The organism is Photorhabdus khanii NC19 (assembly GCF_000517265.1).
Taxonomy (GTDB): Bacteria; Pseudomonadota; Gammaproteobacteria; order Enterobacterales; family Enterobacteriaceae; genus Photorhabdus; species Photorhabdus khanii.
Map to the genome: position 1 here is coordinate 141,228 of NZ_AYSJ01000011.1, position 7,552 is coordinate 148,779.

7 protein-coding genes are annotated in these 7,552 nt (G+C 55.6%); 4 read left to right on the top strand and 3 right to left on the bottom strand.

Translation table 11 applies throughout. From position 1 onward, the window contains the following. Together PTE_RS26000 and PTE_RS10465 are read left to right on the top strand one after the other, a co-directional pair. On the top strand, positions 1–436 hold a 436-nt coding region (locus PTE_RS26000; RefSeq protein ID WP_209435498.1), incomplete at its 5' end, for an RHS repeat-associated core domain-containing protein. 4 nt (positions 437–440) lie between these two features. After that, positions 441–788: a hypothetical protein gene (locus tag PTE_RS10465; RefSeq protein ID WP_036846038.1), complete on the top strand. Its 348-nt coding sequence runs from the start codon at positions 441–443 to the stop codon at positions 786–788. A gap of 47 nt (positions 789–835) precedes the next feature. On the opposite strand, the gene PTE_RS10470 is transcribed toward PTE_RS10465, so the two are convergent. The 3 genes from PTE_RS10470 to PTE_RS10480 all read right to left on the bottom strand — a co-directional run bounded on the left by PTE_RS10470 (position 836) and on the right by PTE_RS10480 (position 1,840). Further along, a complete protein-coding gene (locus PTE_RS10470) occupies positions 836–1,033 on the bottom strand; it encodes a DUF7706 family protein (RefSeq protein ID WP_036846040.1) in 198 nt (65 codons plus the stop codon). A 14-nt stretch (positions 1,034–1,047) separates the two neighbouring features. Continuing rightward, positions 1,048–1,368: a SymE family type I addiction module toxin gene (locus PTE_RS10475; RefSeq protein ID WP_036846042.1), complete on the bottom strand. Its 321-nt coding sequence runs from the start codon at positions 1,366–1,368 to the stop codon at positions 1,048–1,050. A gap of 70 nt (positions 1,369–1,438) precedes the next feature. Next, positions 1,439–1,840, bottom strand: coding sequence for a helix-turn-helix domain-containing protein (locus PTE_RS10480; protein WP_036846045.1), 402 nt, complete (start codon positions 1,838–1,840; stop codon positions 1,439–1,441). 102 nt (positions 1,841–1,942) lie between these two features. Between PTE_RS10480 and PTE_RS10485 the strand changes: the two genes are divergently transcribed. Together PTE_RS10485 and xerC are read left to right on the top strand one after the other, a co-directional pair. After that, positions 1,943–4,720, top strand: coding sequence for a CHC2 zinc finger domain-containing protein (locus PTE_RS10485; protein ID WP_036846048.1), 2,778 nt, complete (start codon positions 1,943–1,945; stop codon positions 4,718–4,720). A gap of 875 nt (positions 4,721–5,595) precedes the next feature. Continuing rightward, positions 5,596–6,600 carry a site-specific tyrosine recombinase XerC gene (gene xerC / locus PTE_RS10490; protein ID WP_036846561.1) on the top strand — a complete coding sequence of 335 codons (1,005 nt, stop codon included), beginning with the start codon at positions 5,596–5,598 and terminating at the stop codon, positions 6,598–6,600. The last annotated feature ends 952 nt before the right edge of the window (positions 6,601–7,552 follow it).

A 7,552-nucleotide genomic window follows, 5' to 3' on the forward strand; every position in this document is an offset into this window, starting at 1 on the left:
GTATCTGTACGTCGGAGACCGGCCTCGCAGGGGCCTGAACCTGTATGCGTACGTGCATAATCCGGTGTCGCGGAGCGATCCTCTGGGGCTAGCAGCTTGTCCAACACAAAAATATGAAGTAAGTACATTTGATGATTTACAGAGACGTTCTAAAGTGGGTGATAAATTAGATATCCATCATGCGGCTCAAAAACATCCGGCGGGGCAGGTCATTACTGGTTATGATCCTAAAACAGCTCCATCAATAGCTCTCCCTAGAGGAGAACACAAACTCATTCCTACAATGAAAGGACCATATACGGGATCGGCTAGAGATTTATTGACAAAAGATATTAGGGACTTGCGCAACTATACTAATGCCCCTCCTTCTGCAATAAAAGATTTGCTCAAATTGAATAAAGAAATGTATTCAAAAGCCTTCACTAAAATAAGGTAAAAAAATGAATTCTCAACTATTTGTAGATATATTAAAGCTTGTAGTAAGAGATGCTGCTATCGAAGACACTATCTCAATACTTGAATCTCCCCCAGGTAGAAAGCCACAAAGGGAATTAATTGAACTATCTGATTTTTATAATGAAAAATCGAAAGACGAGAAAGAGATAATCAATAAAATAATAAGAATAGTGGCTGATAATACATTGTTCGGTATTCTTTGTGTTATTGATGGTGTACGTGCAATAGAAAATGATGAAAATAAAGGCGAATTAATATTGACTTATAAAAAGGAAAGTATAATTAACTTGAATAAAAATAGTAATCTACACGATATATATAATGCTAGTTAATTAAAAAAACCGGAAGATCACCCAAGATCTTCCGGCCTTTCTGTGATCTACCGTGGCGCATACCCACGGTAAGCCAGCGCCGATTGGAGCTTACCGAGGGCATCTTTGATCTGATATGCTTCCTCGTCATTCACCGCACAAGCGCGTATCTCAGACCAGCACAGCCGCTTAACCAGTTGAGCCAAGGCCAGTGCCTCAATATGGGTTAACTGAATGTCCTGTAAATGTTCAATCGCTATCGTCATCTCATGCGCTCCCCTTAACCCACAAAACCGGTTATCAACGCCCGCATCTGCTGCTTAATTTCCCGCAGTTGAGCCTGTTGTCGCTGGTACTGCTGATGCTGTTGTTGGGTGGCTTCACTGTCAGGAATGAGCACCAGACAACCGTCCATCACCTTCACCGTAATCTGGCCGCCCGTATTAAACCCCGCCTGCCTAAGCCATTGCCCCTTAAGATGTATCGCCGGTGTGGCATTGTTGACCTTATTCCCGTTCGGCACATAACCCACCGTGTAATAACGTTCTGTTTTCACGGCTTTATTTACCGCCGCTTCTGCTTTAGAATGCGCCTTAGCCATAGTAACTACCCTTTTAGTTGCTTGTGGTGAGCGGCAGGCGTGAGGTGCGAACTCACCCTGCCGCGCTATCTCAACGCTTAGTACTGTTAAATCCCATTGCCTGTTCAACCATTGCTTTCTTGACAAAGCTGTCAAGTACCACGATCAACGCTTGTTGATCGGTATCTGGCAACAGGTCCGCTTTTTGCCACAAGGAATGTAATGTGTGGTTGCGGATCTTCACTTCATCCGATATAGCCTTGCGGCCAACCAGTTCATCTATCGTGACCTGGAGCACATCAGCGATCTTAATAACCGTCTCCAGATGGGGCGCACTCGCGCCTTTCTCCCAACGATTATAAGCGCGCGGATCAACTCTCAATAGTTCAGCCAGCCGAACCTGACTTAAATTACGTGCCTCACGCAACAAACGAAGACGCTCTGCAAATGCTGACATATCCAACCCTGCACACAATGAATCAATAGGGTTCATTGTACCGTCTCCTTTTTTAGCTGCCTGTTGCAAATCCCACAATGTATAGATAATATAATCTACATATATGTCTATTGACAAGGATTTAAAAGGAACATTTTTATGGCCCGCATTCCCGAAGCCGAATTACAGCACCTGAAAGCGGCGGTCTCCTTAGTCGCCGTGGTGGAGCAACAGGGGCGACAGCTCTTTAAACGCGGCAAAGATTACGTGCTGCTGTGCCCGTTCCATCAGGAGAAAACCCCGTCAATGGTTATCTCACCGGCAAAAAACCTCTATCACTGTTTTGGCTGTGACGCCGGCGGCTCCGTGCTCGACTGGGTGATGAAAACGGAGGGCTTAAGTCTGCGCCGGGCCGTGGAACGGTTACGCGGGGAACTGGGGGATAACCCGTCGGTGGTGCCATTGGTGCAACCGGATGAACCCGCCATGCTGGCCGATAATGACGCCGGACGGCAGGCGCTGCTCAGTCGGGTCGTCGGGTTCTACCATCATACGCTGCTGAATGCCCCCGAAGCCCTGGCTTATCTGGAAAAACGGCGGCTCAACCACCCGGAATTAGTCGCCCAGTTTAAACTGGGCTTTGCCAACCGCACGTTAGCCTATCGCCTGCCCATCAAGGCCGTGCAGGCCGGCGCACAGATCCGCGCCCGTCTTCGGGCCGTGGGGATTATGCGCGACAGCGGGCACGAGCACTTTACCGGTTCGCTGGTGATACCGGTTATCGACCCGAACGATCAGATCCGCGAGATCTACGGGCGCAAAATCACCGACCGTTTACGCAGCGGAACGCCGCTGCATCTGTACCTTCCCGGCGCACATGGCGGAATATGGAATGAGCCGGCGCTGATCAGTTCAGGGGCGGTCATCCTCTGTGAATCCTTGATCGACGCCCTGTCGTTCTGGGTAGCCGGTCACCGCCATGTCACCGCCGCCTATGGGGTGAACGGTTTCACCAATGAGATGCGGCAGGCGTTCCGGCGGCATAACGTTAAACAGGTCTTGATCGCCTACGACAACGATCCGGCAGGCAATGAGGCCGCGGTGAAACTGGCGGCAGAACTGACCGCCGACGGCATTACCGTGTTCCGGGTGGTGTTCCCCGAGGGCATGGATGCCAACGGCTATCTGTGTCAGGTCGCCGAGCCGGAACGGGCCTTCGGGTTGTTGCTGGACAGTGCCGTGCCGATGCAGGCGGCGGCAGGGATACAGGCCACCACCGCAACAGAGCGGGCCGCACTGGCTGAACATCAGCCGGTTCCGGTGCCGGAAACGGTCAGCACATTAGCCGCCGGTATAGCCGCGTTGCCGTCAATGCCGAATGTGGTCTGGGAAACCGGCGCTAACGGCGAGATATCCCTCACCCTCGGCACTCAACAGTGGGGTATCCGGGGCCTGTCACAGGTGAAAGCCGGAGCGGCAGTGATGAAGGTCAATGTTCAGGTCGTTGATACCGACAGCGGCGTGATGTTCGCGGACAGCGTGGACATGATGAGCGCCCGCAGCCGGGGCGGGTATGCGCGGCTGGCCGCCACCGAACTGGGGCTGGCCGAAGGCGACCTGCGCCGGGCGCTGGGGCAGGTGTTGCTGGTACTGGAACAGTGTCAACAGGCCGGTGTCGGTGAACAAACCGAAACCCAGCCGGTTCCCGAACTGAGCGAAGCCCAGCGGGCAGCGGCGCTGGCGCTGCTGCAAGACCCGAAACTGAGTGAACGCATCACCGCTGACTTAGCCGCCTGTGGCGTCGTGGGGGAAAGCACCAACCTGCTGGCCGGTTACTTAGCGGCGGTCAGTCGCAAGCTGGACCGTCCGCTGGCCGTGCTGATACAGAGCAGTAGCGCCGCCGGGAAAAGTTCACTGATGGATGCCGTACTCAATCTGATACCGGAAGAAGAACGGCTGCAATACAGCGCCATGACCGGCCAGAGCCTGTTCTATCTGGGCGAAACCAATCTCCAGCATAAAATCTTAGCCATTGCCGAAGAGGAAGGGGTACGGCAGGCCGCCTATGCGCTCAAACTGTTGCAAAGCGACGGCGAACTGACCATTGCCAGCACCGGTAAAGACGACGCCAGCGGGAATCTGGTGACCAAACAGTACACGGTGAAAGGGCCGGTGATGCTGATGCTCACCACCACGGCGATTGATGTCGATGAAGAGCTGTTAAACCGCTGTCTGGTGCTGACCGTGAACGAATCGCGGGAACAAACCGAAGCTATCCACGCGTTGCAGCGCCATAAGCAGACCCTCGAAGGCTTACTGGCGGAGAATGAAAAGACCTATATCACCGACCTGCATCAGAACGCCCAGCGGCTGTTACGCCCGCTGAATGTCGTTAACCCTTATGCGTCACAGTTAACGTTCATGAGCGATAAAACCCGCACCCGACGCGACCACATGAAATATCTCACCCTGATACAAAGTATCGCCCTGCTGCATCAATACCAGCGCGAGGTGAAGACCGCGGAACACCGGGGCAAACGGCTTGAATATATCGAGGTGACCAAAGACGATATTAGCTTAGCAAACCGGCTGGCCCATGAGATATTAGGCCGCACGCTGGATGAAATGTCGCCCCAGACCCGAAAACTGTTACTGCTGATACAAGCGATGGTGAAAGAGACGGCGACAGCGCAGCAACGCCCGGTGAACGCGGTTCGCTTTACCCGCCGGGATATCCGCAGTTACACCCAATGGAGCGATAACCAGTTAAAAGTCCATTGTCAGCGACTGGCCGACATGGAATACCTGTTAGTCCACGGCGGCAGCCGGGGCCATCTGTTGCAGTATGAACTGCTGTGGAACGGCGACAGCGCAGAAGAAGCCCACCTGTGCGGCCTGATTGACCTGACAGCGCCGGAAAAACCGGTAAAACCCTGAATATGACTCACGCAAGTTGGACTGACTGAACCGCAAGTTGCCCCTAAGTTGGGGTCAAGTTGGGTCCAAGTTGGAGGTCGTAAAACCGGCTTCAGGCCGCAGCAATACTGGATGTAACGGCTCGCAAGTTGGGGAAGGTTGAAAAACACTGTTCCGGCAATAATAAGAAAAAGTCGTCGTATCGTACTGCCAGCTCATCATCGAACCCGAAAACCCGGAATACGACCGACGCAAGTTGGATTGACTGAACCGCAAGTTGCCCTCAAGTTGGGGTCAAGTTGGGTCCAAGTTGGAGGCCGGAAAATGGACGCCAGACCGCAGCAATACTGGGTGGAGCGGTCTGCAAGTTGGGGCAGACAGAAAAGGACTGTTCCGGCCACTTAACAATCAAGCCATCGTACCGTAGTGATGCATCACACACCGATAACCATTAACCGCTGTTCCCTACAGGAAATCCCATCATGTCATCACCCGTTAAACATCAATCCAACCCCCGCCCGCTGACCCTACGCCAGCATCTGGACGCGTATCTGGATAACCTGCTGTTGCAGGGGGCGAGTCAAAAGAGCCAGTCCGCCCGTCATGAACGGTTGTCACCGTTCGTCAACTGGTGTGAGGAACAGGGCGTAATATCCGCGGCTCAGGTCACCGAACCGTTACTGGAAAACTGGCAGCAGTCTCTGACCCGGTACCGCAAAGCCAACGGTCAGCCCTATACGCCGGACAGTCAGCGCCGACGCCTGCGCGCCTTACGCCTGTGGTTCGACTGGTTGCAGCAACAGCACGCTATCCCGACCAGCCCGGCGGCAACACTGGCCTCGCCAGACAGAAAAAAACGCCCCTCGGTGACGGAGACCCACGGTCAACCCGACGCCATACCGGCCCGCTTCGCCACTTTACGCCAGCATCTGGCGGCCTGGCTGGAAGCCGTGCAGGGACAGGGCTTAAGCGAACGGACACAGGAAGCCTACGAAGAGCGGCTGTTGCCGTTCATCAGCTGGTGTGAAGCACGCGGGGTCATGACCGCAGCGCAGGTCAGCCTGCCGTTACTGGAAAGTTACCAGCGCTGGCTGAGAAGCCACCGTAAAGCGGACGGCCAGCCCTACAGCCCGGGCAGTCAGCGGGACCGCCTGAGTGTCTTACGTCAGTGGTTCCGCTGGTTATTGCAACGTCACCATATCCTGTATAACCCGACGGATAACATGGTATTGCCAAGAGAAGAAAAACGGTTGCCGGCGCAGGTGATGAATGAAGACGAAACCCACACGGTATTAGCCGCCGCCAGTATCGACACACTCACGGGCCTGAGAAACCGGGCTATCCTTGAAGTGCTGTGGAGTACCGGTATCCGGCGGATGGAAGTGGCGAACCTGCTGTTAAGCGAAGTGGACTTCGGGCGCGGCGTGGTGATGGTCAGACAGGGTAAAGGCGGTAAAGACCGGGTGGTGCCCATCGGCGAACAGGCGCTGCACTGGTTAAGTCGCTGGCTCAGTGTCCGGCCCCAGTTAACGCGCCGGGGAGACAGCGGTCACCTGTTTATCACCAGGAAAGGCCGGGGGCTGGCCAGAGGCACATTAACCCAGATAGCCGCTGACAGCATCCGTAAACAGGCGCAGCTGACTAAACCGGGGGCCTGTCATCTGTTCCGGCACTCAATGGCGACGCAGATGTTAGAGAACGGCGCAGACACCCGACACATCCAGGCGATACTGGGGCATGAGAAGCTGGAAACCACCCAAATCTATACGCGGGTGGCTATCGGTCACTTAAAGGAAGTACACGAACAGACGCATCCGGCAGAACGGAAATCCAAACCGAACACGCCGCCCGATGACGGGTCTGTGAATAGCGACAAGCCGGACAGTAAACAGCCGAACTGACCGCACCCAGCAGCCGGACAATCTTGAATGTTAGCCGGTTCCCTGTGAGCGTGTGGGGTGCAGTGAAAGGCAGACCGTGCGCGTCCCTGCGCACGGACTGCCTCCCTACCATCGGCGTGCCCGGCGGTAAATGCCGCCCGCCCGGCGCTGAACTTCGGCGTTCTCTGTCACAATCGTTGCCGGTCGGCCGCATTCACATAATGTGGCATTAAGCGCAATGGGCCTGAACGGCCCGCCACGCTTAACGGAACATTATGTCGGCGCCGCCCACCCAAGGGCGCTGCGCGGTCACCTCAACAACAGCGTGCGGCTGGCCGCCGGGTTCAGCCGCTTAGCCCCAGCGGCGCGCAAGGCTGGCGCCTTCCGCTGTCAGCGTCAGTGCCAAAACCTGCCGCCGCAATCGCCGCCGTCCGTGGCGGCTCCGGTGCCCAAATCCGCCTGAAACCATTGTCGGTCAGTCCGTCAAGGTCAACAGCCCTGAAGGCAGGCCAGCAAGCTGGCGCAGTTTATGGCCCCCGCCCCAACCCCGCTGCACTGGCTGCGCCCGGCTCGCAGTCGCAGGCTCCTTGCTCGTTGCCGTGCTCGCCATCTCCGCCCCGTCCGCCCCCGCGAGCGGGGGCTCCCCGCTTAACGGCTTCACCTGCGGGNCTGCCGCCTGCACCCGGCCACCCGCGTCAGCTGGGCATGCAAGCTGCCCCGCCGTCACGGGTTCCCGATAAAACCCGGTTCCGGCAGGGAAAGTGGGCCGAAACCCGATTATGACATTGGGGGAAAAGTGAGCTACAATCNNCAAAGTCACATCGGGGTTTTNNNTNCCNNTGNNNATNGAANCNGNNNGANNNNTGCCCNAATGNGGTNCNGGGNNTCCGNAGNNAAATATNCNNNANCNATNNNCNNNNAGCCGAANNTNAACAGCCCTNNAGNCANNCCTGCNGCTGGNTNAGCNNNANNG

Excerpts from the sequence above, each read along its gene's own strand:
- PTE_RS10475 (WP_036846042.1), bottom strand. The coding sequence starts at position 1,368 with ATGGCTAAGGCGCATTCTAAAGCAGAAGCGGCGGTAAATAAAGCCGTG.
- PTE_RS10485 (WP_036846048.1), top strand. The coding sequence starts at position 1,943 with ATGGCCCGCATTCCCGAAGCCGAATTACAGCACCTGAAAGCGGCGGTC.
- PTE_RS10465 (WP_036846038.1), top strand. The coding sequence starts at position 441 with ATGAATTCTCAACTATTTGTAGATATATTAAAGCTTGTAGTAAGAGAT.
- PTE_RS10470 (WP_036846040.1), bottom strand. The coding sequence starts at position 1,033 with ATGACGATAGCGATTGAACATTTACAGGACATTCAGTTAACCCATATT.
- PTE_RS10480 (WP_036846045.1), bottom strand. The coding sequence starts at position 1,840 with ATGAACCCTATTGATTCATTGTGTGCAGGGTTGGATATGTCAGCATTT.